Annotated in this window: 21 protein-coding genes and 1 tRNA gene; 14 read left to right on the top strand and 8 right to left on the bottom strand. The window is 71.5% G+C overall.

Annotated elements, in window-relative coordinates:
• The first annotated feature begins 282 nt into the window (after positions 1–282).
• The 3 genes from GA0070612_RS15185 (at position 283) to GA0070612_RS15195 (ending at position 3,834) form a co-directional block, all read left to right on the top strand.
• Positions 283–1,050, top strand: coding sequence for an esterase/lipase family protein (locus tag GA0070612_RS15185; protein WP_088988488.1), 768 nt, complete (start codon positions 283–285; stop codon positions 1,048–1,050).
• Positions 1,051–1,222: 172 nt separating this feature from the next.
• The gene (locus GA0070612_RS15190) at positions 1,223–3,427 is read left to right on the top strand and encodes a M48 family metalloprotease (RefSeq protein WP_088988489.1); all 2,205 of its coding nucleotides are present in this window, start codon (positions 1,223–1,225) and stop codon (positions 3,425–3,427) included.
• 14 nt (positions 3,428–3,441) lie between these two features.
• On the top strand, positions 3,442–3,834 hold the full coding sequence (locus GA0070612_RS15195; protein WP_088988490.1) for an effector-associated constant component EACC1: 393 nt from the start codon (positions 3,442–3,444) through the stop codon (positions 3,832–3,834).
• 72 nt (positions 3,835–3,906) lie between these two features.
• Here GA0070612_RS15195 and GA0070612_RS15200 read toward each other — a convergent pair whose 3' ends face one another.
• Entirely contained in the window at positions 3,907–4,779 is an 873-nt protein-coding gene (locus GA0070612_RS15200; RefSeq protein WP_088988491.1) for an aldo/keto reductase, read from the bottom strand.
• A 172-nt stretch (positions 4,780–4,951) separates the two neighbouring features.
• Between GA0070612_RS15200 and GA0070612_RS15205 the strand changes: the two genes are divergently transcribed.
• The 4 genes from GA0070612_RS15205 to GA0070612_RS15220 all read left to right on the top strand — a co-directional run bounded on the left by GA0070612_RS15205 (position 4,952) and on the right by GA0070612_RS15220 (position 9,361).
• Positions 4,952–5,317: a YciI family protein gene (locus GA0070612_RS15205; protein WP_088988492.1), complete on the top strand. Its 366-nt coding sequence runs from the start codon at positions 4,952–4,954 to the stop codon at positions 5,315–5,317.
• A 132-nt stretch (positions 5,318–5,449) separates the two neighbouring features.
• Positions 5,450–6,826, top strand: a complete 1,377-nt coding sequence (locus GA0070612_RS15210; RefSeq protein ID WP_088988493.1) for an FAD-binding oxidoreductase — start codon at positions 5,450–5,452, stop codon at positions 6,824–6,826.
• Positions 6,827–7,031: 205 nt separating this feature from the next.
• Entirely contained in the window at positions 7,032–8,480 is a 1,449-nt protein-coding gene (gene pyk, locus GA0070612_RS15215; RefSeq protein ID WP_088988494.1) for a pyruvate kinase, read from the top strand.
• Entirely contained in the window at positions 8,477–9,361 is an 885-nt protein-coding gene (locus tag GA0070612_RS15220) for an acyl-CoA thioesterase (protein ID WP_088988495.1), read from the top strand. Before pyk ends, GA0070612_RS15220 begins: the two co-directional genes overlap by 4 nt.
• Before the next feature lie 45 nt (positions 9,362–9,406).
• On the opposite strand, the gene GA0070612_RS15225 is transcribed toward GA0070612_RS15220, so the two are convergent.
• The gene (locus GA0070612_RS15225) at positions 9,407–10,042 is read right to left on the bottom strand and encodes a YceI family protein (RefSeq protein WP_231924571.1); all 636 of its coding nucleotides are present in this window, start codon (positions 10,040–10,042) and stop codon (positions 9,407–9,409) included.
• Between the two features lie 290 nt (positions 10,043–10,332).
• Between GA0070612_RS15225 and GA0070612_RS15230 the strand changes: the two genes are divergently transcribed.
• Together GA0070612_RS15230 and GA0070612_RS15235 are read left to right on the top strand one after the other, a co-directional pair.
• Positions 10,333–10,797 carry an RrF2 family transcriptional regulator gene (locus GA0070612_RS15230; RefSeq protein ID WP_088988497.1) on the top strand — a complete coding sequence of 155 codons (465 nt, stop codon included), beginning with the start codon at positions 10,333–10,335 and terminating at the stop codon, positions 10,795–10,797.
• A gap of 694 nt (positions 10,798–11,491) precedes the next feature.
• Entirely contained in the window at positions 11,492–12,478 is a 987-nt protein-coding gene (locus tag GA0070612_RS15235) for a sulfite exporter TauE/SafE family protein (protein ID WP_088988498.1), read from the top strand.
• Positions 12,479–12,761: 283 nt separating this feature from the next.
• On the opposite strand, the gene GA0070612_RS15240 is transcribed toward GA0070612_RS15235, so the two are convergent.
• A complete protein-coding gene (locus GA0070612_RS15240) occupies positions 12,762–14,186 on the bottom strand; it encodes a pyridoxal-dependent decarboxylase (protein WP_088991518.1) in 1,425 nt (474 codons plus the stop codon).
• Positions 14,187–14,446: 260 nt separating this feature from the next.
• Here GA0070612_RS15240 and GA0070612_RS15245 point away from each other — a divergent pair, with 260 nt between their 5' ends.
• Positions 14,447–16,696, top strand: a complete 2,250-nt coding sequence (locus tag GA0070612_RS15245) for a rhamnogalacturonan lyase family protein (RefSeq protein ID WP_088988499.1) — start codon at positions 14,447–14,449, stop codon at positions 16,694–16,696.
• Between the two features lie 200 nt (positions 16,697–16,896).
• Here the strand turns inward: GA0070612_RS15245 and GA0070612_RS15250 are convergent, their stop codons facing one another.
• Positions 16,897–17,940 carry an LLM class flavin-dependent oxidoreductase gene (locus GA0070612_RS15250; protein WP_197699384.1) on the bottom strand — a complete coding sequence of 348 codons (1,044 nt, stop codon included), beginning with the start codon at positions 17,938–17,940 and terminating at the stop codon, positions 16,897–16,899.
• Between the two features lie 12 nt (positions 17,941–17,952).
• A complete protein-coding gene (locus GA0070612_RS15255; RefSeq protein WP_088988500.1) occupies positions 17,953–18,432 on the bottom strand; it encodes an Lrp/AsnC family transcriptional regulator in 480 nt (159 codons plus the stop codon).
• A gap of 83 nt (positions 18,433–18,515) precedes the next feature.
• Between GA0070612_RS15255 and GA0070612_RS15260 the strand changes: the two genes are divergently transcribed.
• Entirely contained in the window at positions 18,516–19,694 is a 1,179-nt protein-coding gene (locus GA0070612_RS15260) for a trans-sulfuration enzyme family protein (protein ID WP_088988501.1), read from the top strand.
• On the opposite strand, the gene GA0070612_RS15265 is transcribed toward GA0070612_RS15260, so the two are convergent.
• The 3 genes from GA0070612_RS15265 to GA0070612_RS15275 form a co-directional block, all read right to left on the bottom strand.
• Entirely contained in the window at positions 19,695–20,345 is a 651-nt protein-coding gene (locus GA0070612_RS15265; protein ID WP_088991520.1) for a Rossmann-fold NAD(P)-binding domain-containing protein, read from the bottom strand. It lies immediately after the preceding gene.
• A gap of 92 nt (positions 20,346–20,437) precedes the next feature.
• On the bottom strand, positions 20,438–21,205 hold the full coding sequence (locus GA0070612_RS15270; protein WP_231924572.1) for a helix-turn-helix domain-containing protein: 768 nt from the start codon (positions 21,203–21,205) through the stop codon (positions 20,438–20,440).
• A gap of 18 nt (positions 21,206–21,223) precedes the next feature.
• Positions 21,224–21,298 (bottom strand) — tRNA-Leu (locus GA0070612_RS15275).
• A 97-nt stretch (positions 21,299–21,395) separates the two neighbouring features.
• On the opposite strand from GA0070612_RS15275, the gene GA0070612_RS15280 reads away from it, so the two are divergent.
• From GA0070612_RS15280 to GA0070612_RS15290, 3 genes are all read left to right on the top strand, one after another.
• On the top strand, positions 21,396–22,019 hold the full coding sequence (locus GA0070612_RS15280; protein ID WP_088991522.1) for an ANTAR domain-containing response regulator: 624 nt from the start codon (positions 21,396–21,398) through the stop codon (positions 22,017–22,019).
• Between the two features lie 60 nt (positions 22,020–22,079).
• Entirely contained in the window at positions 22,080–23,258 is a 1,179-nt protein-coding gene (locus tag GA0070612_RS15285) for a hypothetical protein (protein WP_088988502.1), read from the top strand.
• A 364-nt stretch (positions 23,259–23,622) separates the two neighbouring features.
• Positions 23,623–24,774, top strand: a complete 1,152-nt coding sequence (locus GA0070612_RS15290) for a branched-chain amino acid ABC transporter substrate-binding protein (protein ID WP_088988503.1) — start codon at positions 23,623–23,625, stop codon at positions 24,772–24,774.
• Positions 24,775–24,786: the final 12 nt, after the last annotated feature.

The raw sequence follows: 24,786 nt of genomic DNA on the forward strand, positions 1-24,786 counted from the left end.
GCCACAGCATGCCATCCGCCGCCACGACCCAGGGGTACGCGCCAGCGGCGCTCGGGCCGTCCACGCGACCTCCCGCAGTGGCGCGGCGATCCGACAGTCCCGCCGTCCGATGGGGACGGCCGGCGAAATGCCGGTTTGCACCCCCGGCGGGACAACGGGTTACCGGCGCGTAACAAGTCATTGACGGTGCCGAATTGTTACGGGGATGATCGTCGCACGGTCGACCGGACACCCCCACCCACCTGCCCGGTTCGCCGGGCGCCTCCCCCCGGAGGTGCAGCCGTGCTGCTCCGAAAGACCGCCCTCGTCGTGTCCGTCGCCGTCGCCGCCCTGATCGCCTCCGCCGGCACGGCGAACGCCGCCCCCGCTGCCGCCGCCCCGACCGCCGCCGCGGCCAACCCGGTGATCGTGGTCGGCGGGCTCAGCGGCGTCGCCGTCGCGTACGAGCCGATCGCCGCCCGACTACGCGCCGACGGTTACCGCGCCTTCATCTACCAACTGCCCGGGCTGGGCCTCGGCGACATCCCCACCTCCGCCCGCGCGTTCGCCACCTACGTCGACCAGGTGCGCGCCAGCACCGGGGCGTCGACAGTGGACCTCGTCGCCCACTCCGAAGGCGGCCTGGTCAGCCGCTACTACCTCAAGCGGCTCGGCGGCACGGCCACCGTCGGTCGCTACGTCAGCCTGGGCACTCCGCAGTACGGCACCTACGTCGCCACCATCGTGGCCTTCCTGGGCCTCGGCAGTTGCGCCGGCATCGTGGCCTGTCAACAGATGACCATCGGCTCGGCCTTCCTCGCCGACCTCAACACCGGCGACGACACCCCGGGGGCGGTGCGCTACACCACCATCCGCACCCTCCAGGACGAGCTGGTCCGGCCCACCGGCAACGCCGTGGTCAACGACGGCGCGACGAACGTGCTGATCCAGTCGTACTGCCCGCTGCGGGTGGTGGGCCATCTCGGTCTGGTGCTCGACGGCACGGCGTACACCATCGTGCGCGGCGCCCTGGTCGACGGCCCGGTGCGACCCCACTGCCTCGCGCTCTGACCCGGGCCGTGGGGGTGGCCCCGACGGGGCCACCCCCACTGTCGCGGGCCGGTGACTGTCGGTTGCCCGACGTTACGGGGAAAGGGTGTGGCAGGCATCAGATGTGCTCGATAGCCTGCGTCGGCTGTCCATTGGCGACAGAGGACGTGACCTTCCCGAAGGAGCAGCGCGCATGACCAAGCCGCACGCCGTGCCCCCGGAGAGCACCCCGCCGACCGTGCCACAGCTCGACGTCCGGGCCGCCGAGCCACCGGCCGCCGACCCGCCGTCGACCGGCACCGGGTTCGCCGACCGCCCTCCGGGTTATCCCAGCGCGCTGGTCTGGCTGCGCGCCGGGATCCTGCGGGACTGGCGCGGCGTGCTGGGCGCCTTCGTCGCCACCTGGTTCTACCTGCCGGTGGCGTTGCTCCTGGCCTTCTGGGGCGGCCTCAGCTTCGGCATCGTCGGCCTCTTCGCCGGTGGCCTCGGCGCCGACGACCAGGTGCCGCAGGTGCTCCGTGACGCGCCGCTGATCGGCTCCCTGCTGGAGTCGTTCCTGAGCCGCTCCGGCGGGGTGCTCGGCGGCGTCGCCGGCTTCGCCGTCGGTTTCCTGGTCGGTTTCGTCTCCGTGCTGGTGCTGCCCTGGATCGGCGGTGGCGGGCCGATCCCCGTGGTCACCGGCCTGATCGGCACCGTCGCCGCGGCGGCGCTGATCGGGGTCCTCTACACGCTCTACCGGGTGCTGCTGGAACCGCGACTGCTCGTCGTCTCCGGTGCCCGCCAGCCCAGCCGCCGCGAGGCCGCGCGGCTGCGACCCGTGCTGGAGGACTGCGCCCGACGGCTCGGCCTGCCCAGCGTGCCACGGCTGCTGATGGAGGACGACCCCGTCCTGAGCAACGCCCGCACGTACGCCCGGCACGTCGTGGTCACCACCGCCGTGCTCACCGAGCCGGACGACGAGATCTCCGCGCTGTTCAGTCACGAGCTGGTGCACTGGCGCACCGGGGACGAGATCACCAGCGCCTTCGTGCGTGGTGTCGGCCTGCCGCTCACCCTCGCGCACGCCCTGCCGGCCTGGCTGATGCGGACGTTCCCGCACCCGGGCACCAACTTCGTGGTCTTCCTGTTCTTCTGGCCGGTGCTGCTCACCATGCGGTACGTGGTGCTGCCGCTGCACGCCCGCGACGTCCGGGCGGCGGAGTACCGGGCCGACCTCGGCGCCGTGCTCAGCGGGCACGTCGAGGCGATGCGACGCATCCTGGAACGACGGCTGTCCTTCGAGACCGGCCGCAGCGGTTGGGACGAGGCGGTCTGCGCCACCCACCCGCCGCACGAACTCCGGCTCGACGCGCTGGAACGAGCGACGGTGACCGGTGCGCCCACCGGGGTGGCCGAGCCGGTCACCGTCGAGCGGCTGTTCCACCAGCCCGGCCCGGTCGGCACCCGCCGCACCTGGCTGCTGGTCGGTGTCCTCGCCCTGGTCGCCTGCGCCGGCACCGGTGGGCTCGGAGTGGTGCAATGGGCGTTCTTCCGCCCCCAGGCGGCGGTCGAGGGCTTCTTCTCCGCGCTCGCCGACCGGGACAGCGAGGCCGCGCTCGGCCACCTGACCGACCAGGGCGCCGGCACCGACACCACGCTGCTGGACCGACTGCTGCGCGGTGAGGGCTACCAGCCGCCGACCGACGTCGAGGTCAGCTCGCTGGAACGCGACGGCGACAAGGCGACCGCCACCGTGGCGTACCGGCTGGCCGACGCGCGGCAGACCGCCACCCTCACGCTGGAGCGCGACAAGGAGTCCACCGCCGGGTTGTTCCACGGTTGGCGGTTGACCGGTGGGCCGATCGCGCTCAACTCCTCGATCGCCGACCCCGGGGTGCGGCTCAACGGGGTGGAGCTACCGGTCGCCACCGAAGGGCCGCCGCTGGTGCTGCTGCCCGGCGTCTACACCGCCACCGGCCCGTCCAACGCGCTCAGCGAGACGCCGACCGCGACGGTGGTGGCCGACCCGGGGCAGAGCGCCGCCACCCTGCAACTGACCCCGGTGCTCAAACCGGCGGCGGTCGAGGCCGTCGACGCCCAGGTCCGCGCCTGGCTGGACGAGTGCGCCAAGCAGACGGTCGCCGCGCCACCGGGTTGCCCGTTCCGCTACTACGGCGGGTCCGCACAGAAGGTCACCTGGAAGATCCTGGAGTACCCGAAGCTGGCCCTGGAGCTGACCGGCCCGGCCAGCGCCCAGGTGACCACCCCGTCCGAGACCAGGGGCAGGGTGCAGGTCAGCGGCACCACCACGTACTTCGGCACCAGCTCGCCGTTCACCGACGACAACGCGCTGACCGTCACCGGTGTCGCCACCGCCGACGGCGACGCCGTCACCTTCCGACCCGCCTCCGACGACTGACCGGGAGACCCCCCGTGCCCGACAGCGACACCGCCGCCCGGCTGCCGGTGCGGCTGACCATCAACCCCCGCCGGCGCCAGCAGCCGTCGGTCGACCTGCTGACCTGGATCCACCGGCAGCCGGAGTACCGGCCGGTGGTCCGCCGGGCCGGTGGCGGCGGGGGCCGGCCCGGCTTCAGCGACGCGGTGATCATCGCGGTGCTGGCTCAGGGTCTGCTGCCCGGGCTGTTCAACCTGTTGCAGTCCTGGGTCGACCAGCAGCGCACCGAGGCCAGCATCCGGATCCAGGCCGGGGACACGGAGGTGGAACTCCAGGTGAGCGGACGAACCGACTCCGCGCGCCTGCTGGCCCAGGCCACCGAGGCCCTACGGGCCGCCCGCGAACCCGGCCCGGACGCCGTCGACTGAGACGACGGCGTCCGGACCGACTGGGACGGCGGCCCCCGGGTCGCCTGGTCCGCCGGCGTCCTGGGGGAGCGGTCAGCTGGCCTTGGCGAGCGCCTCGAACTCGTCGTCGGTGAGCCGCACGTCGGCCGCTCCCACGTTCTCCTCCAGGTGCGCCACCGAGGAGGTGCCGGGGATGGGCAGCATCACCGGCGAGCGGCGCAGCAGCCAGGCCAGCGCGAGCTGCGCGGGCGACGCGCCGTGCGCCGTGGAGATCGCGTCCAGCGGGCCGCCCGGGCGGGCCAGTTCACCGGTGGCGATCGGGAACCACGGAATGAACGCGAGGTCGTTGCGCTCGCAGTACTCCAGCACGTCCTCGGCGCTGCGGTTGGCCAGGTTGTACAGGTTCTGCACGGACGCGATCGTGGTGATCTTCCGGGACTCCTCGATCTGCGCGACGCTCACCTCGGACAACCCGATGTGCTGGATCTTGCCTTCCTGCCGCAGCAGCGCCAGCTCGCCGAGCTGGTCGGCGAGCGGCACCTGGGGGTCGATCCGGTGCAGCTGGTAGAGCGGGATGCTGTCCAGGCCGAGGTGGCGCAGGCTCAGCTCACACTGCTGACGCAGGTACTCCGGGCGGCCCAACGCGCGCCAGTCGCCCGGCCCGGAACGGCTCAGCCCCGCCTTGGTCGCGATGACCAGGTCGTCGGCGTACGGGTGCAGGGCCTCACGGATCAGCAGCTCCGAGACGAACGGCCCGTACGAGTCGGCGGTGTCGATGAACGTCACGCCCAGCTCGACCGCGCGACGCAGCACCCGGACCGCCTCGGCCGGGTCCTTCGGATCTCCCCAGACACCGGGGCCGGTGATCTGCATCGCCCCGTAGCCGAGCCGGTTGACGGTGACGTCGCCACCGATGCGGTACGTGCCGGACGCCTTCGCGGGCTGCTCACTGATGTTTGTCGCCATGGGTAGATCATCCCCCGGAATGGGACAGTGACACCGCCGGTCCGCCGACTGTGCGACCGGACACGTCACCTGTCCCACCGGTGGTTACCCGGAAGCGACAGGTACGGGCAGGGCCCACGTGCGACGCTGGCCGGAGCCGGTGCGAACCGGTGCGACGGCGGAGGGAGCACCCATGGCGGGAGTGCCGCAGGTCAACTTCGCGCTCGACACGTACGAGTGCATCGTGCTCTATCCCGGCGCGGCCGGGCGGGTCCTGCCCGCCGAGACCGTGCAACGGTTGCAGGCCGAACACGCCGAGCACATGCAGGCGCTGCAGCGACGCGGCATCATCCTGGTCTCCGGCTCGATCGACGGGACGACCAGCAACCCCGAGCCCCCGATCGGCTTCGGGCTCGCACGCACCGGCAGTGTCGAGGACGTCCGCAGCGTGGTGGAGGCCAACCCGGCGGTGCAGGCCGGCCTGTACCGGGTGGACGTGCTGACCTTCCTCTGCCCGGCCGGTTCCCTGGAGTTTCCGCTGGTCAAAGCCGGGAGCTGACTGGTCGGTCAATCGGCGGCTGTCGTGATGGTGACGGCGCTCGGCGGCCCTTGAGTGCTACGGTCGCGCCCAGCGAGGGCCGCCGCCGGGGCGCACCCGGAGCCATCGATCGGCCCCGGTCGAGGAGTTGCCATGAGCTCCGCCACCACCGGTGATGTCGCGACGGCCGCCGCCCGACTGCGTGCCCTGCTGGGCGACCGGCTGCACGAGCCGGGCGACAGCGCGTATTCCACCACCACCCGGCTCTGGAACGGCGCGGTCCAGCGCTCGCCCGCCCTGGTCGCGCGGTGCCTGGACGCCGCCGAGGTGGCCGACGCGGTCCGTATCGCCGCCCGATGCCACCTGCCCCTGTCGGTCCGCTCCGGCGGGCACGACTGGGCCGGCCGGGCGCTGCGCGACGGCGGGCTGGTGCTCGACCTGACCGGGTTGCGTACCGTCCGGGTCGACCCGGCCACGGCCACGGTGACCGTCGGCGGCGGCACCACGGCCGCCGAGCTGCTCGCCGCCGCCCGCCCGTACGACCTGGTGGTGCCCACCGGCGTGGTCGACGCCGTGGGCGTGGCCGGGCTGTCCCTCGCCGGCGGGTACGGCCCGCTGTGCGGCCGGTTCGGCCTGACCGTGGACAACCTGCTCGGCGCGGAGGTGGTCCTCGCCGACGGCCGCCGGGTCACCGCCGACCCTCGGCACGACGCCGAGCTGTACTGGGCGCTGCGCGGCGGCGGCGGGAACCTCGGCATCGTGACCGAGCTGCGTTTCCAGGCGCACCGGCTGCCCGGGGTGCTGGCCGGCATGATCATGTTTCCGCTGGCCGAGGCGGCGGACGTGCTGCGCGGCTACGGCGAGCTGGTCGCCGACGCCCCGGACGAGCTGACCGTGATGACCGGTTTCCTACCCGGCCCGGCCGGCGAACCGGTGATCTTCGTCTGCCCGTTCTACAGCGGCCCGGACCTGGACGCCGGCCTGCCCTGGCTGGACCGACTGCGCGCCCTGGGCACCCCGCTGGTCGACCAGATCGCCCCGATGCCGTACGCGGAGGCGTTGCGGATGTTCGACGGCGGCATGGTCGACGGCAACCACTACCTGCTGCGTACCCGCTGGCTTCCCGCGCTCACCGACAGCGCCGTGGACGTGCTCGTCGACGCCGCCCGGCAGGTCAGCTCGCCGTTCTCCGCGCTGGCCGTGCACCACTTCCACGGTGCGGCCACCCGGGTCCGGGTCGCCGACACGGCGTTCGGGCTGCGCACCGACCACCTGCTCACCGAGATCATCGCGGTCTGGGCGCCCGGCGAGCGGGCCGCGCCGCACCGGGAGTGGGCCGAGCGCACCTCGGCGCAGCTCGCCCCGCACGCCCTGCCCGGTGGTTACCCCAACCTGCTCGCCCCGGAGGAGACCGACCGGGTGCGGCTCGCGTACGGCGCGAACTGGCCCCGGCTGCGCCGGGCCAAGCACCGCTACGACCCGCGTGAGCTGCTCACCGCGGTGCCCACCCTGCCGCCGTCGGCGCACTGATGGCAGGCCGCCGCCGGGAGCACCCCGACAGCGCACGTCACCGGAGGCGTACGATTCCCGGCGCGCGGTCGCTGTTGCCCGTCGCCACAACGTTCCCGGTGTGGTTCCGCCCGCCGGCCCGACGCGCGCCGCGCGTCGTTGGACACATGTTCCCCTGCCTGCAATGGGTCGGTCCCGAGTCCGACCTGAAGGAGAGACTAGCCTGATGGGCGTGACACGCCGCGCGAAGATCGTCTGCACTCTTGGTCCCGCCACCTCGTCCCCGGAGCGCATCCGCGGTCTTGTCGAGGCCGGCATGAACGTGGCGAGGCTCAACTTCAGCCACGGCAGCCACGCCGACCACGAGGCGGTCTATCGACTGGTCCGGGAGGCGTCCGAGGCGGCAGGTAAGCCGGTGGCCGTCCTCGCCGACCTCCAGGGCCCCAAGATCCGGCTCGGCAAGTTCGCCGACGGCCCGCACGAGTGGCGCACCGGTGACTCGGTCGTGATCACCGGCGACGACATCCTCGGCACCAAGGATCGGGTCTCCTGCACCTACACCAAGCTGCCGCACGAGGTGAAGCCCGGCGACCGGCTGCTGATCGACGACGGTCGGGTCGCCGTCGAGGTCAGCGACGTCACCGGCAACGACATCCGCTGCCTCGTCACCGAGGGCGGCCCGGTCTCCAACAACAAGGGGGTCTCGCTGCCCAACGTGGCGGTCAGCGTCCCCGCCATGTCGGACAAGGACGCCGAGGACCTGCGTTTCGCCCTCGGGCTCGGCGTCGACCTGGTCGCGCTCTCGTTCGTCCGCTCCGCGGAGGACATCAAGCTCGTGCACGGGATCATGGCCGAGGAGGGCGTGTTCCGCCCGGTGCTGGCCAAGGTCGAGAAGCCGGAGGCGGTGGAGCACCTCGAAGCCATCGTGCTGGCCTTCGACGGCGTCATGGTCGCCCGCGGTGACCTCGGTGTCGAGATGCCACTGGACCAGGTCCCCCTGGTGCAGAAGCGCGCCGTGCAGCTGTGCCGGGAGAACGCCAAGCCGGTCATCGTGGCCACCCAGATGCTCGACTCCATGATCGAGAACTCCCGCCCCACCCGCGCGGAGGCCTCCGACGTCGCCAACGCGGTGCTCGACGGCGCGGACGCGGTGATGCTCTCCGGCGAGACCAGCGTCGGCAAGTACCCGGTGCTGACCGTCAGCACCATGGCCAAGATCGTGACGACCACCGAGTCCGGCTCGATCGGCGTTCCCCGCCTGCAGCACGACCCGCGTACCCACGGTGGCGCGCTCACCGTCGCCGCCTCGTCGATCGCCCGGGCCATCAACGCCAAGGCGCTCGTCGCCTTCTCGCAGACCGGCGACACCGTCCGACGGTTGTCCCGCCTGCACTGCGACCTGCCGCTGCTGGCCTTCACGCCGGTCCCCGAGGTGCGCGACCAGCTCGCCCTCACCTGGGGCGTGGAGACGTTCCTGATGCCGTTCGTGCAGCACACCGACGACATGTTCCGTCAGGTCGACCAGGCGCTGCTCGGCCTCAACCGGGCCAACCCCGGCGACTACGTGGTGATCGTGGCGGGCAGCCCGCCCGGCACCCCCGGCTCGACCAACACGCTGCGCGTACACCAGCTCGGTTCGCTGGTCGACGCGGCGTCGGCGCGGGCCCTGCAGTGAGCGACGGTCGGGTCGCGGTCGGCCAGGCCGCCGTGGACCAGCTCCTGGAAGTGCTGGACCTCGACCCGACCGGCGAGATGACCTTCCGGGGGATGAGCCCCCCGGTCGGTCCACAACGGGTGTACGGCGGCCAGGTTGCCGGTCAGGCCCTGGTCGCCGCCGGCCGCACCGTCGACCCGGAGCGGTTCGTGCACTCCCTGCACGGCTACTTCGTCCGCCCCGGCGACCCGGCCGAACCGATCGAGTACCAGGTGGAGAACATCCGCGACGGACGGTCGTTCTCGGTGCGCCGCTCGGTCGCCCTCCAACACGGCAAGCCGATCTTCTTCATGTCGGCGTCCTTCCAGCGGGCCGAGGAGGGTCTGGACCACCAGGTCACCGCCCCGCTGGACGTACCCCTGCCGCAGGACGTGCCGACGATGTCGGACCGGCTCGCCCGCTACCCGGAGCGGCTCGGCATCTGGGGTCAGATCCCTCGGCCGATCGACGTGCGCTACGTGGGGGAGCCCGGCTGGGTGCGCCCGGGCGACCGGCCGGCCGACCCGCACCAACGGGTCTGGATGCGCATCGACGGCAAACTGCCCGACGATCCGCTGCTGCACGCCTGCGCGCTCACCTACGCCTCGGACCTCACCCTGCTCGACTCGGTGCTCTCCGCGCACGGCGAGGTGTGGGGGCCCGGCGGGTTGGTCGGCGCGAGTTTGGACCACGCCCTGTGGTTCCACCGGCCGTTCCGTGCCGACGAGTGGTTCCTCTACGACTGCCTGAGCCCGTCGGCGTCCGGAGCCCGGGGGTTGGCCACCGGCCGGATGTTCACCATCGACGGCCAACAGATCGCCAGCGCCGTCCAGGAGGGTCTGCTCCGCCGCGTCGGCGCCTGACGCTGTCGATCATCCCCGCCCGGCCCCTGGCGGGGATGACGAGGGTCAGCCCTGGTAGATCGCCTCGCCGGCGATCTCGATCTGCACCGTCTTACCGACCAGCACCCCGCCGCTCTCCAGGACGACGTTCCAGAGCAGGCCGTAGTCCTCGCGGTTGATCTCGGCCGTCGCGCTGAACCCGAAGATGTTCTGCCCGTACGGATCCTGACGTGCGCCGCCGAAATTCACCTCCAGATCGACAGCCCGGGTGATGCCCTTCACCGTCAACTCACCGGTGAGGACGAATCGTCCGGGCATGTTCTCGGACTGCGGCGGAAGAATGTGACTCCGGCCTCGTCCGCCCAGCCGATGGTTGCGCAGACGGGCCCACTGGAATATGGGGTTGTCGTTGCCCTGCCAGGTGATGCCGGTGCTTCGATATTCGAGGGTCGGATAGCGCTCCACGTCCAGGAAGTCGGCGCTCTTGAGATGGGTGTCCCGGTCGACGCTCCCGGTGGTGATGCTGGCCGTCATGATGGTCGCCGTCACCGAGGAGAGCAGCGGGTCCTCCGCCACGAAGACCTGCGCGGTGGCCTCGGCGAACTCACCGCGTACCGGGCTCACCATCATGTGCCGGGACAGGAAACCGATCCGCTTGTGCGCCTGATCGAGGAGATAGGTGCCGGCCACCGGGATGGTCATGCCATCCCAGGTACGTGTCGCGGTATCGGTCATCGTGGTGCCTTCCCCCCGAGGGTGCCCGGGCGTTTATCAATATCGTGCCGGCGGTCGGGTAAACAGCCAGACAGTCGTACTCCCGCCCAGCATAGGGACGCTCCGGAGCGGCTTTTCGGCAGCCACCTTGTCGTCGATCATGACGCACTTCACTGGCCCTCTCCGAGGAGCGCGAATTCGCGGATTACCGTCGATGCGTGTCCGATCGGCCGAGGGTCGTCCGCCCGCCCGGACGACCAACGGCTAACCTTGCCGACATGCGCCTCTCCGCCCGGGTCGACTACGCCCTCCGCGCGGCCGCCGAGCTCGCCGCGACGGCCAGTGGTCCGGGACGCGGCCGGCCGGTCACGGCCGACCAGATCGCCCGAGCCCAGGAGATTCCGCCGAAGTTCCTGGAGAGCATCCTGCTCCAGCTGCGCCGCGGCGGCATCGTGCACGCTCAGCGCGGCCCGGAAGGCGGCTACTGGCTGGCCCGCCCCGCCGAGGAGATCTCCCTCGCCGAGGTCATCCGGGTGATCGACGGGCCCCTCGCGCACGTACGCGGGCAGCGCCCCGAACAACTCGGCTACCACGGCCCGGCCCGCGCGCTCCAGGAAGTCTGGATCGCGTTGCGAGCGAGCGAGCGCGAAATCCTCGAACTGGTCAGCGTCGCCGACGTCGCAGCAGGCACCCTGCCCGCGCGGGTCACCGAGTTGGTCGCCGACCCGCGCGCCTGGACCTGAGCGCTCGCCAGCCACACGCCGTGCGCCGGCGCTAGCGCGTCGTGGCGGGCAGTGCCGCCGCGCTTACGATGGCGTGGCCTGCGGTGTCGCCGTGCTTGCGGTGCCGTGGCCTGCGGTGTCGCCGTGCTTACGGTGCCGCCGTGCTTGCGGTGTCGTGGCCTGCGGTGTCGCCGTGCTTGCGGTGTCGTGGCCTGCGGTGCCGCCGTGCTTACGGTGCCGCCGCGCTTGCGGTGTCGTGGCCTGCGGTGTCGTGTCGCGCTCCGCTGTGGTCGCGTCTCGGCTGGGCGTGTCGCGTCGTGCCGGCTGCGCCGCCGCGCCCACCGCATGGAGCTGGCACATCCTCGATGCCCGCCTCCTGTCGCGCGGGTTTCGCCATCCACGCGCGGCCCCGGCGCACCATCCGGCACCAGCGGTCTTGGCCCTGCACCGCCAGCGCACCCGCGACCCGCCAGCGTCGAGATCTTGGACAGTTTCCGATCGCGCTGAACGGAAACTGTCCAAGATTTCGTCGTGCTGGCACATCCGGCGGCCCGAGCCGGCGGAATCGCCGTGCCTGCGGCGCGTCGCGCGGTCGGCCCGAGGAGGCGCGCCACGCGGTGGCGTCCCATCCACCGATCGGGGGCTTGACCCTGACTGCCCCGTGCCGCATTGTCGACCAAGTCGATAGGAGATACCGAAAAGTCAGGGGGCGCTCGTGCGCAAGCTACTGGTCCTCGCTCTGGTCGGGCTCGTCGCGCAGTTGATCGATGGTTCGCTCGGCATGGCGTACGGGTTGACCTCGTCCACGCTGCTGCTGGTCGCCGGAGTCGCCCCGGCAGCCGCCTCCGCGTCGGTGCACCTGGCCGAGATCGGCACCACGCTCGCGGCGGGGGTCGCGCACTGGCGGTTCGGCAACGTCGACTGGCGCGTGGTGACCCGCATCGCCCTGCCCGGCGCGATCGGTGCTTTCGCCGGCGCCACAGTGCTCAGCTCGATCTCCACCGAGGCCGCCGCGCCCTGGATGGCCGGCATCCTCTTCACACTCGGTGCGTACCTGCTGATCCGCTTCGCCCGCCCGTTGCGCACCGGTCGGGTCGGCGGGCGGCTGCGCGGTCGCTTCCTCGGCCCGCTGGGCCTGGTCGCGGGCTTCGTCGACGCGACAGGCGGCGGCGGGTGGGGCCCGGTGGCCACGCCGGCGTTGCTGGTCTCCGGCCGGATGGAACCCCGCAAGGTGATCGGCTCGGTGGACACCGCCGAGTTCGTCGTGGCCGGCGCGGCCAGCGTCGGTTTCCTGATCGGGCTGGGCACCGAAGGCTTCCTGCTCCCCACCGTCGCCGCGCTGCTGGTCGGCGGGCTCATCGCCGCCCCGCTGGCCGCCTGGCTGGTGCGGATCGTGCCCGCCCAACTGCTCGGCGCGGCGGTCGGCGGCGTGATCGTGCTGACCAACGCCCGCACCCTGATCCGCTCCGCCGACCTGGACGGCCCGGTCCGCCCCACCCTGTACGCCCTCCTGGCCGTCGGCTGGCTTGTCGCCCTGGTGCTGGCCATGCGAGCCCTGCGCCGCACCCGGCGGGCGCGCGCCGAGGCCGCCCAGGCCGCGGACTCTTCCGCCGCGCCCGCTCCGGCCCCCCTCGTCGGCGCCACCGCCGCCGTCGCGGTCCCGGCCGAACTGACCCCGACAGGTACGCCCAACCCGCGCTGAACCCGCCCCGACAGCCTGTTCGCCGGCCAGCCCGACGGCCGTCCGCGCCAGCGCCCGGGGCGCCGTGCTCCGTGCTCGGTGCTCCGTGCCCCGCAACCCACGCCCCAAGCCCCGCGCGCTGCGCCCCGCGCATCGCAAGATCGCGCAACATCCAGGATGTAGTGGCATCCCGTGGCTTCGTGGCCACTACATCCTGGATCGAGCGTGACCTTGGGCCGGTGCGGGTGTTGTGCCCCGCTCCCGGTTGGCCCGCGGGGCGCGGATCCGGGGCGGGGGGCGCGGGTCAGGGGGTGAGGAGGTCCTTGGCCGTGGTGGCGAGCAGGGTCCAGGCGTCGTCGATGTGCGTTGCGGTGGTCTGTGGGGAGCCGATGGCCATCCGCAGCGTGTAGCGGCCGGCGAGCCGGGTGTGCGTCAGGTGTACGCGTCCGGTGGCGTTCACCGAGGCCAGCAGTGCGGCGTTGACGTCGTCGTCGGCGCGTAGCCGGAAGCAGACCAGCGCGAACGGGTGTGCCGCCGCCAGCTCGAACCGGTCGTCGGCGCGCACCTGGTCGGCGAACCGTTCGGCGAGCCGCACTCCGGAGCGGATGTGTGCCTGCAACCCTTCGGCGCCGTACCAGCGCAGGACGAACCACAGTTTCAGGGCCCGGAAGCGTCGGCCCAGTGGCACCTGCCAGTCGCGGTAGTCGATCACCGCGCCGGAGTCGGAGGCCGCGTTGCGCAGGAATTCCGGCAGTACTGTCAGCGCCTCGATCAGCTCGGCCCGGTCGGCCACCCAGAACGCGTCGCAGTCGAAGCCGGTGAGTAGCCACTTGTGCGGGTCGAAGCAGTACGAATCGGCGTACTCCAGGCCGGCGTGTGACCACCGTAGTTCGGGGCAGACGGCGGCGGCGCCCGCGTACGCGGCGTCGACGTGCAGCCAGATTCCGTACTCCGCGCAGATGGCCCCGATCTCCGGTACCGGGTCGACGGCGGTGGTGGAGGTGGTGCCGATGGTGGCCACCACGATGGCCGGTACGTCTCCGGCGGCCAGGTCGGCTTCGATGGCGGCGCGGAGCGCGGCGGGCAGCATGGCCTGGGTGTCCGGGTCCACGTCGATGGCGCGGGTTCCGTCGCTGCCCAGCCCGGCGATCCGGGCGGCCTTCTCGATGGAGGAGTGCCCGTGGGTGGAGGTGTAGGCGCGGTAGCGTCGGTCGATGCCGGTGTCGCGCCAGCGGCCTCCGCTGGCCCGGTGCAGGGCGGCGAGGGTGGCCACCAGGGTGGCCGAGGAGGCGGAGTCCTGGATGACGCCGCCGCCGGTGCCGGTGGAGCGGAACCGCTGCGGCAGGTCCAGTAGGTGCGCCAGCCAGTCCATCAGCACCGTCTCCAACTCGGTGCTGGCGGGGCTGGTGGCCCAGAGCATGCCCTGCACGCCGAGCCCGGAGCTGACCAGGTCGCCGAGCACGCTGGGGCCGGAGGTGTTGGCCGGGAAGTAGCCGAAGAAGCTGGGGTGCTGCCAGTGCGTCAGCCCCGGTACGACGATCGCGTCCAGGTCGGCGAGGACCGCCTCGACCGGTTCGCCGCCGGTGGTGGGTGGCGTGGTGGGGAGGGCGGCGGCGACGGTGCCGGGCGGGTCGGACGGGGTGACGGGCCGTTGCCCGACTGTCGCCCAGTAGTCGGCGATCCAGTCGACGACGGCGTGGCCGGCGCGGCGGAATTCCTCGGGGTCCATGTGCGGGGCGGTCACCTCAACGAGTTGATCAGGCATCGATGTCCGGCGCAAGACCCGGCATGAGGACGACGGTCATCGATATTGCGGAGCGGAAAGCGCTTGCCCTACGATGCGGCTTGAGCCGGATCCGTGAGTTCCAGGGCGTTCACCCCGATCAGATCGCCGTCCGCCGCCGCCGCCGCGGCCGGGCCGATCCACTGTGCTTCCCGGGCAGGGCCAGTGGGCCACAGCGGTCGTCACCGGATCCCCGGAGGCACTCCATGCACCAGTCCAGACATCGGCTGATCCTGCTCGCCGGCACCACGGCCGCCGCCGTCGTGGCCGGCACCCTCGCCACGGTCACCGCCTCGGCCGCCGCCGTCGGCTGCCGCGTCGACTACCAGATCACGAACCAGTGGCAGGGCGGCTTCGGTGCCAACGTCGCCGTCACCAACCTCGGCGACCCGGTGAACGGGTGGGCCCTCACCTGGTCGTACGCCACGGGCCAACAGGTCACCCAGGCGTGGAACGCCGTCGTCACCCAGTCCGGTGCCCAGGTCACCGCCCGCAACGTCGACTACAACGCGAACCTGGCCACGAACGGCTCCGCCTCGTTCGGGTTCAACGGTTCGTGGACCGGTAGCAACCCGGTGCCGAGCAGCTTCGCGCTCAACGGCACCGTCTGCACCGGCATCCCGCCCACCGGGGAGCCCACCACCCCGCCTCCGACCACACCGCCGCCCACCACGCCGCCGCCCACCACACCACCGCCGACCGGCGGGGGGATGCAGATGGAGAACCTGGACCGAGGGCTGATCAGTGTCCGCTCCGGCGGCGGCAACCTGGTCTCCTGGCGGCTGCTCGGCACCGAGAACTCCGCGGTGTCGTTCAACCTGTACCGGGGCTCCACCAGGGTCAACGCCAGCCCGATCACCGGCGCCACCAACTACCTCGACAGCGGAGCGGCGGCCGGCTCGGCGTACACCGTGCGGGCCGTTGTCGGCGGTGTCGAACAGGCGGCGTCGGCGCCGGCGTTGCAGTTCGGCGCGGGTTACCTGGACGTGCCGTTGCAGGTTCCGGCCGGCGGCAGCACGCCCAGCGGCGAGGGTTACACCTACAGCGCCAACGACGCCTCGGTCGGTGACCTCAACGGCGACGGCACCTACGAGATCGTGCTGAAGTGGGATCCGTCGAACGCCAAGGACAACTCCCAGTCCGGGTACACCGGCAACGTCTACGTCGACGCGTACACCCTCACCGGCACCCGGTTGTGGCGCATCGACCTGGGCCGCAACATCCGGGCCGGCGCCCACTACACCCAGTTCCAGGTGTACGACTACGACGGTGACGGCCGCGCGGAGGTGGCCATGAAGACCGCCGACGGCACCCGTTCCGGCACCGGTCAGGTCATCGGGTCCTCGTCGGCCGACCACCGCAACTCCAGCGGTTACGTGCTCAGCGGCCCGGAGTACCTGACCATGTTCAACGGTCAGACCGGCGCGATCCTCTCCACCGTCAATTACGACCCGCCGCGCGGCACGGTGTCGTCCTGGGGCGACTCGTACGGCAACCGGGTGGACCGGTTCCTCGCCGGCACCGCGTACCTGGACGGGCAGCGCCCCTCGCTGGTCATGGCTCGGGGTTACTACACCCGCGCGGTGATCGCGGCCTGGGACTTCCGCAACGGCACGCTGACCAAGCGGTGGACGTTCGACTCGAACTCCTCCGGTAACGGCGCCGCCGCGGGACAGGGCAACCACCAGCTCTCGGTGGCCGACGTCGACGGTGACGGCCGCCAGGAGATCGTGTACGGCGCGGCCACCGTCGACGACAACGGTCGGCTGCTGCACTCGACGGGTAACGGGCACGGCGACGCCCTGCACGTCGGGGACCTCGACCCGAGCCGCTCCGGCCTGGAGGTGTTCAAGGTCGACGAGGACGGCAGCAAGCCCAGCTCCTACTTCGCCGACGCCCGTACCGGTCAGGTGCTCTGGTCCACGCCGGCCTCCGGCGACAACGGCCGGGGTGTCTCGGCGGACATCTGGGCGGGCAGCCCCGGCGCGGAGTCGTGGTCGTCGGCGGCCTCCGGGCTGGCCAACACCAGGGGGCAGAACATCGGCCGTAAGCCGTCGTCGGCGAACTTCCTCGCCTGGTGGGACGGCGACCCGGTGCGGGAACTGCTCGACGGCACGAAGATCGACAAGTACGGCACCGGCGGCGAGACCCGGCTGCTCGACGGCAGCGGGGTGGCCTCCAACAACGGCACCAAGTCCACGCCGGCGCTCTCCGGTGACATCCTCGGTGACTGGCGCGAGGAGGTGATCTGGCGGACGACCGACAGCCGGGCGTTGCGCATCTACAGCACCCCCACCCCGACCAGCGTCCGGCTCTACACCCTGATGCACGACCCGCAGTATCGGGTGGCCATCGCCTGGCAGAACACGGCGTACAACCAGCCGCCGCACCCGGGGTTCTTCATCGGCAACGGCATGGCCAGCACCCCACCCACGCCGAACATCCACCTACGCTGATCTGACCCCTGGTGGCCCCGGACGGGGTCGCCTAGGGTGGCAGGCACCGGGCCGCAGCCGCGGAATCCGCTCAGCTCCGGCCCGGTGCGCCACACCGCGGCAATCTCGACCCGTCCCGACCGAGAGTGCCGTACCACCACCGGCACTAACATTAGGCACCGTCCGGGTCGGCGGGGTGACGCTGACGTGAAGATCGTGTTTCACGCCGTCCGGTGCAGACCGCCCGCCACCTGCTCGGCGATCAGCTCGTACGACCGCACCCGGTCGGCGACGTCGTACACCAGCGTGGTCAGCATCAGCTCGTCCGCGCCGGTGCGCTCCACCAGCTCGGTCAGCTGCCGACGCACCGTCTCCGGCGAGCCCATCGCCTGACCGTCCCGCCGTTGCAGCACGAACTCCCGCTCGAACTCGGAGTACGGGTACGCCGCCGCCTCGTCGGGCGTCGACAACGGTTCGGGCTTCCCGGAGCGCAGCTTCAGGAACGACAACGCGCTCGGCCCGGCCAGCCACTCGGCCCGCTCGTCGGTCTCCGCGCACACCGCGTTGACCGCCACCATCGCGTACGGCTTGTCCAACCACTGCGACGGCCGGAAGTGCTGCCGGTACAGGGCCAGCGCCGGCAGGGTGTTCCCCGAGCTGAAGTGGTGCGCGAACGAGAACGGCAGACCGAGCAGACCGGCGAGTTGAGCGCTGAACCCGCTGGAACCCAGCAGCCACACGGCCGGTTGGGCGCCCTGGCCCGGCATGGCGATGATCTGCCCCGGCTTCTCGCCGCTGAAGTAGTTCATCAGGTCCGCCAGCTCGCGGGGGAAGTGCTCCGCGGACAGGCCCTCCATGGTGCGCCGCAACGCCAGCGCCGTCACCTGGTCGGTGCCCGGCGCCCGGCCGATGCCCAGGTCGATCCGACCCGGGTGCAGCGCCTCGAGGGTGCCGAACTGCTCGGCCACCACCAGCGGCGCGTGGTTGGGCAGCATCACGCCGCCCGAACCGAGGCGGATCGTCGAGGTGTTAGCGGCCAGGTGAGCCAGCAGCACCGCCGGAGCCGAGCTGGCGATCGCCGGCATGTTGTGGTGCTCGGCCACCCAGAACCGGCGGTAGCCCAACTCCTCGGTGCGTCGCGCCAGCTCGGTGGTGGCCTCCAGGGCCGCGCCGACAGTGGTGCCCCTGGCGACCGGGGCAAGATCAAGAACAGACAACGGTACGGTGATCACACGGTGTGCCAACTCCCCGGCCTGCCCGTTCATTCCACCCGACGCTCACCCCACCCCGCGCGCCTGCTCGAAGATCAGGCTGGTCTGGGTGTGCTGCACCACCGGGTCGACGGCCAGATGGTCCAGCACGAAGTCCCGCAACGCGTCACCGGACGCCGCCCGTACGTGCAGCACGTAGTCGTCCGCGCCGGCCACGTGGAACACCGACACCACCCCCGGCAGTCGCACCGACCGGGCCCGGAACGCGTCCACCGCCGCCCGCTCGTGCGCGGTCAGCCGCACCGACACCAACGCCTGCAACGGCAGACCGAGCGCGGCCGGATCCACCTCGGCGTGGAAACCACGGATCGCGCCCCGCTCGCGCAGCGCCCGGGTGCGGGTCAGACACGTCGACGGCGCGACCCCCACGCGCTCGGCGAGGGCGTTGTTCGGCAGGCGGCCGTCCGCGGCCAGCTCGGTGAGGATCGCGCGGTCCACCTCGTCCAGGGCCGGATACGGCCGCACATCGTTCGGCTCAGGGGGCATTGCGCCATCCTCGCCCGAATCCACCAGCGAAACCAAGCCCCTTGACAGAATGATCTGCCGAGCCATTGCCTGTTCGCTGGTAGATGTTCGACGCTACCGGCATGACGACGGTGGACACCCGAGCCGTACACGCCGGCCGCGACGACCTGCGCGCCCTCGGCGTGCACGTACCCCCCATCGACCTGTCCACCACCAACCCGCTGCCCTCCGTCGACGACGGCGGCGCCGCGTACGAGCAGCTCGCCACCGGCGGCACCCTCCCCGCCGACGGCAGCGCCGTCTACCAGCGGCTCTGGAACCCCACCGTCGCCCGCTTCGAAACCGCCCTCGCCGAACTGGAGGGCACCGCGCAGGCCGTCGCCTTCGCCAGCGGCATGGCCGCCCTCACCGCCACGCTGCTCGCCGCCGCCCGCGACGACCGGCGGCACGTCGTCGCCGTCCGCCCCCTCTACGGCGGAACCGACCACGTCCTCGCCACCGCCCTGCTCGGCACCACCGTCACCTGGGCGCGCCCCGACGAGGTCGCCGCCGCCATCCGCCCCGACACCGCGCTGGTCATCGTCGAGACACCCGCCAACCCCACACTCGACCTGGTCGACATCGCCGCCCTCGCCACCGCGGCCGGCGACATCCCACTGCTGGTCGACAACACCGTCGCCACCCCCGTGCTGCAACAACCCGCCCGGCACGGCGCCACCCTCGTCCTGCACAGCGCCACCAAGAGCATCGGCGGACACGGCGACGTGCTCGCCGGCGTCGTCGCCTGCGACGCCGACTGGGCCACGCGGCTCCGGCAGGTCCGCGCGGTCACCGGCGCGATCCTGCACCCGCTCGGCGGCTACCTCCTGCACCGCGGCCTGCAAACCCTGCCGCTGCGGGTCCGCGCCCAACAGGCCACCGCCGAGAAACTCGCCGGCTGGCTCGCCGACCACCCCGCCGTACACCGGGTGCACCACCCCTCCGTGGACGACCCGGCGGCGCTGGTCGGCCGCCAGATGGCCGGACCCGGCAGCCTGCTCGCCTTCGAGGTACGCGGCGGCGCACCCGCCGCGGCGACCGTCGCCGGCGCCTGCCACCTCATCACCCACGCGGTGTCCCTCGGCGGCGTCGACACCCTCATCCAGCACCCGGCCTCGCTCACCCACCGGCCCGTCGAGGGCGACGCGAAACCCAACGCCGGCCTGCTGCGCCTCTCGGTCGGCCTCGAAGACCCCGAGGACCTGCGCGCCGACCTCGCCCAGGCCCTCGACACGATCGCCTGATCAGCGCAGCTCGCGGTTGCCCAGCACGCGCGTCGGCGACCCCTCCCGAGCCACCCGCAGCATCGCCCGACCGATCCCGTCCGTCGTGGTGACCTGATTCGGAAACAACCGCCGCAACACCGGGAACAGCGGACGCGTCACCGCATACCCGATCCGGTACGCCCGGGTCCGCGACACCGCCCCGTAGGTCGGCTTGATGAAACCCGGACGCGCCGCGTAGCCGTTGGGCAACAACTCCATGATCGCGTTCTCGGTGCGGCCCTTGACCCGCGCCCACATGACCCGACCCTGCCCGGTCGAGTCGGTGCCGACCCCCGAGACGTAGACGAACGTGACCTGCGGACTCACCTCGGCCAGCAACCGCGCCGCGGCGAGGGGGTAGTCGTAACTCACCCGGGTGTACGCGGCCTCGTCCAGACCCAGCGAGGACACGCCCAGGCAGTAGAAACACGCGTCCACGTCGGTCAGGTCGGCGCGCACCGACGCCAACTCGCCCACGTCCGCGACCGTCAGCTCCCGCAGCTTCGGATCCCGCTGACCGGTCGGCCTGCGGCCGACGGTGAGCACCTCCCGCACGTCCTCGGCGAGCAGCGCCTCCCGCAAGACGCCCTGGCCGACCATCCCCGTCGCACCGAAGATCGCCACCCGCATCAGCACCCACCCCTGTCGTCGATCACCGTCTGCGGCCATCCGCCCGCGCGTCCGCCAGGCTGCCACGGTCTGCGTGACCCGCGCGGTGCCAGTCAGGACTTCGGGCCAACGTGCCGGTCCAGTGTGGCGACCGCGTCGCGCCGGGCCACCGACAGTGAGTTGCGTCGGTTCATCCGCCAGGCGACGCCGAGCAGGTCGAGGCTCCACTGGCAGAGCCCCATGATGTCGGTCGACTCGTTGACGAACATGTAACGCGGATAGATGTAGTGCCGACCTCGCGTCGTGACCCGGTTGGCTGTTCGGCAGCCGTCGGAGTGGAAGAGCCCGCGCAGGAAGTCGCCGGGATGATCTTCGAGAATCGGCCGTTGCCAGTCGGTCAGGACGATAGGTCGCTCGTGCTTCTTGCCCGGACCGTGCTGTGGCAGAAGGCACGGCCAGTGGCTGCCGTAACTCTGCACGCCGACGCAACCCTGTTTCTGGACCCGCTGCACCTTCGCGGCGAGCACCGCGCGCATGGCCACATCGCACGCCTCGATCAGTCCTGGCCAGGTATTAGAGCAGTAGATGCGCAAGACCGGTACCCGGGCCGTCGTGACCAGATGGCCATCGCCGAGGTACAGACCGAGCAGATAGGCGTAGGCACGGGGGTCTGTCGGACTCTCGACACCCTCACGGCAGCGGAAGCACCTGAGCTGCGTGCCCTGGAACTTCGCCTCTGGTCGGTCATTGCACCAGTGCCAGACCGTCCGATAGGGCAGGCCGGTAGCACGAGCCGTGTCGGCAACCGTGCTGCCAGCAAGGAACAGTTGCCGCGCACGCGCGCGGATCTCGGGTGGATGCACGAGTTCATGCTCGAACATCCGTACGACGTTATTTTGTGCCCTCGGTGGGATTCGAACCCACACTGTATGGAGTTTGAGACCATTGCCTGCTGCCAGTTGGGCTACGAGGGCGCTTCCCTGATTCAGCACTGACAGGATACCCACTACGCTGAGGGCGGTGACACCCGGCTGGGCGGGTGCCGCGTTCGAACTGGTGGGGGTAGGGCTGGTGGCTGAGATGCCGACGGATGCCGAGCGCAGGCGCGTACTGATCGCCGAGGACGAGGCGCTGATCCGGCTGGACCTCGCCGAGATGCTTGTCGAAGAGGGTTACGAGGTGGTGGGGGAGGCCGGAGACGGTGAGACAGCCGTCCGCCTCGCCGAGGAGCTGAAGCCCGACCTGGTCATCCTTGACATCAAGATGCCGATCATGGATGGGCTGGCCGCCGCGGAGCGCATCGCCGGCGCCCGGATCGCTCCGGTGATCATCCTGACCGCGTTCAGCCAGCGTGACCTGGTGGAGCGGGCGCGGGCGGCCGGCGCCATGGCGTACCTCGTGAAGCCTTTCCAGAAGAGCGACCTGGTCCCGGCGGTGGAGATCGCGCTGTCGCGTTACTCGGAGGTCGCGGCCCTGGAGGCGGAGGTCGCGAGCCTGACCGACCGCCTGGAGATCCGCAAGGCGGTGGAGCGGGCCAAGGGCGCGCTGATGACCACCTACGGGATGACCGAGCCGCAGGCGTTCAAGTGGATCCAGCGCACGGCCATGGACCACCGGATGACCATGAAGGAGGTCGCCGAGCGGATCCTCGCGGAGACCGCCGGCGGCGAGGTGTCGCAGCAGCCGACCGTCTGAGCGCCTGACCCGGCCCGCGCGGGGCCGCCCCGTGTGACCTGCGGTGGTTAGCATCGACGCGTGTCCGTCCGACGGGTGATCGCGGTGTTCGGCCTCTTCGCGCTGGCTCTTGCCGGCTGTGACGGGCCGAGTGGCGGCGGGCCGACGACGGCCGCCGCGCCGGCGTCGCGGCCGGGTTGGCAGCCTCTGACGCTGCCGGCGCCGCCGGGTGGCGCGGGGCGTCCGGTGGTACGCGACGCGGCGTCGTGCGCGGGCCGGTGGTTCGTGGTCGGTGGCGTCGTCGACGCCGAGGGCGGCACGCGTCCGGCGGCCTGGACCAGTGTGGACGGTACGACGTGGACGGTGCTGCCGGTGCGTCCGGATTCGTTCTACGGTCGGCAGAACGTGTTCCTGTCGGTGGCCTGCCGGGACGGGAGGGCGGCGCTGATCGGTGCGAAGGTCGGTGGCGCGCACGGTTATCCGCGGGTGAGCACGTGGCGGCAGGTGGCCGACGGCGCGCTGGTCGAGGTGCAGGCGTCGTTCGAGACGTACGGCGGGCCGACGGCGGTGAACGTGTCCCGCCTGACGGCCGGGGCGCGGGGTTGGTTGATCGTCGGCAACCGTTCGGCGGGGGCGGCCTCCTGGGTGGGTTCGCCGGACGCGGCGGAGTTCGCGCTGGTCGAGGGCGCTCCGGAGCTGGCCAGTGACGCGGTGGGGGTGACCTGGGCGTTCGACTCGGTGGCGACGTCGTCGGGCTGGTTGGCGGTGGGTGGTCTCCTGCCGGCGGGTCGGATCGACCGGGATCCGGCGGTCTGGTCGTCGCCGGACGGGCGGTCGTGGCGGCGCACGGTGCTGCCGGGCGGTGCGGAGTACGAGGAGTTGCAGCGGGTGGTGCTGGCCGGCGGTGTGCCGGTGGCGGTCGGGCTGCGGGGGTCGACGTTCGGCGCGTGGCGGCAGGAGGCGGCGGGCTGGGTGGCGGCCGGGGCGTTCGGGCGGCGGGCCGGCGCGGGGGTGCCGGCGGTGACGTCGTTGGTGTCGTCGGGGGATCGGCTGTTCGCCGCGGTGGTCGACGGTGCGCGGCATGCGGTGTGGGTGTCGGGGGATCGTGGCGGGTCGTGGCGGGAGGCCGCGATGCCGCTCGACGTGCCGGCGGGTGTCGACCGGGATGTGACGCTGGTGGCGGTGGGTGACCGGTGGTGGTTGGCTGCGGACGACGGCAGCCGGGCCGGGTTGTGGTGGGCGGCCGGCTCCGGGGTCTGATAGCCGACTGTGCTGTGCTGCGGCACGCCCGAGTGCGACCTGTGGAGCGGTTTTCGCAGTTCAGCGATGTTTTTCCGGGTCGGAGCGGCCTGCGTGAGCGTGGGTGGGATGCGGGCGGGCGCGGGCTTAAGGAGTGTCTGGCCGGTTGACCTGTGACGGACATCGACGAGATTGCCCACGTCTTCGTAACGGTTTCGCAGACCCCGCGTTCAGGCCTTCCGGGACGGTATGCGGTGTCGGTACGCTCCGCCATCACGAGCCGTAACGCAGGGGGAGTCCCTGCGGGGTGGGTGGAATTGCGGTCTGCTGCTGTCGCCGTCGCTTCGGGTCAGCCGGGTCCGCATCTGGAGGAGGTCAGGAAGCCGTGAGGCGAAGCTATGTACGGGCGCTGGGCACCGTTGCGCTCGCCGCGACCCTGGTGGTCGCGGCTGGTTGCCAGGATTCCGGCGGCGGCGAGGGTGGGACCGCGTCCGGTGACTGCGGTGGCAAGATCGCGATCTTCGGCGCGTTCACGGGTGACAACGCGGGTCTGGTGATCCCGTCGCTGAACGGCGCGAAGCTCGCCGTGGAGCAGTTCAACACCGCGAACCCGAACTGCAAGGTCACCATGCAGGAGTTCGACACCCAGGGTGACCCCGCGGTGGCGACCCCGTTCGCGAACCAGATCGCGGGCGACAACTCGTTCCTCGGTGTCATCGGTGGTCACTTCTCCGGTGAGTCGGACGCGACGATGCCGATCTACCAGGCCGCCGGCCTGGCGATGGTCAGCCCCTCGGCGACCCGCACGGACCTGACCCAGAAGGGCAACACGTCCTTCTACCGCGTGGTCGGCAACGACGGCACGCAGGCCGGTGCGGTGGCGAGCTACCTGAAGACCCAGAACGCGCAGAAGGTCTTCATGGTCGACGACGCCAGCGCCTACGGCGCCGGCATCACCGACGAGCTGGGCAAGCAGCTCGGCCCGCTGGTCGTGAACAAGGACAAGATCCAGGAGCGGCAGACGCAGTTCGACGCGACCGTCTCCAAGATCAAGGCCGCTCAGGCGGACTTCGTCTTCTACGGTGGTTACACCCGTGAGGCCGCTCCGCTGGTGAAGCAGATGCGTGCCGCCGGTGTCCAGGCCAAGTTCGTCGGCCCGGACGGTCTGTACGACACCGCGTTCCCGAAGGGCGCCTCCGGTGGCGCCGAGGGCGCGATCATCACCTGCCCGTGCCTCCCGGCCGACAAGGCCGGCGGCACCTTCTCCGCCGACTACCAGAAGAAGTTCGGCATCCCGCCGGGCTCCTACGGCGCTGAGGGCTTCGACGGCGCGACGATCTACCTGGACGCCTTCAAGGCTGGCAAGAAGACCCGGGCGGACATCCTGGCGTTCGTGAAGTCGTACGACAAGCAGGGTGTGTCGAAGTACATCAAGTTCGACGCCAAGGGCGACGTTGACCCGACGAAGGTCGTCATCTGGGCCTACCAGATCAAGGGCGAGGCCATCGAGGCGCTGCAGGAGCTCAAGCTCAGCTGACGCCCCACGCAA

Origin of the sequence: Micromonospora chokoriensis (genome assembly GCF_900091505.1) — a bacterium.
Classification (GTDB): Bacteria; Actinomycetota; Actinomycetes; order Mycobacteriales; family Micromonosporaceae; genus Micromonospora; species Micromonospora chokoriensis.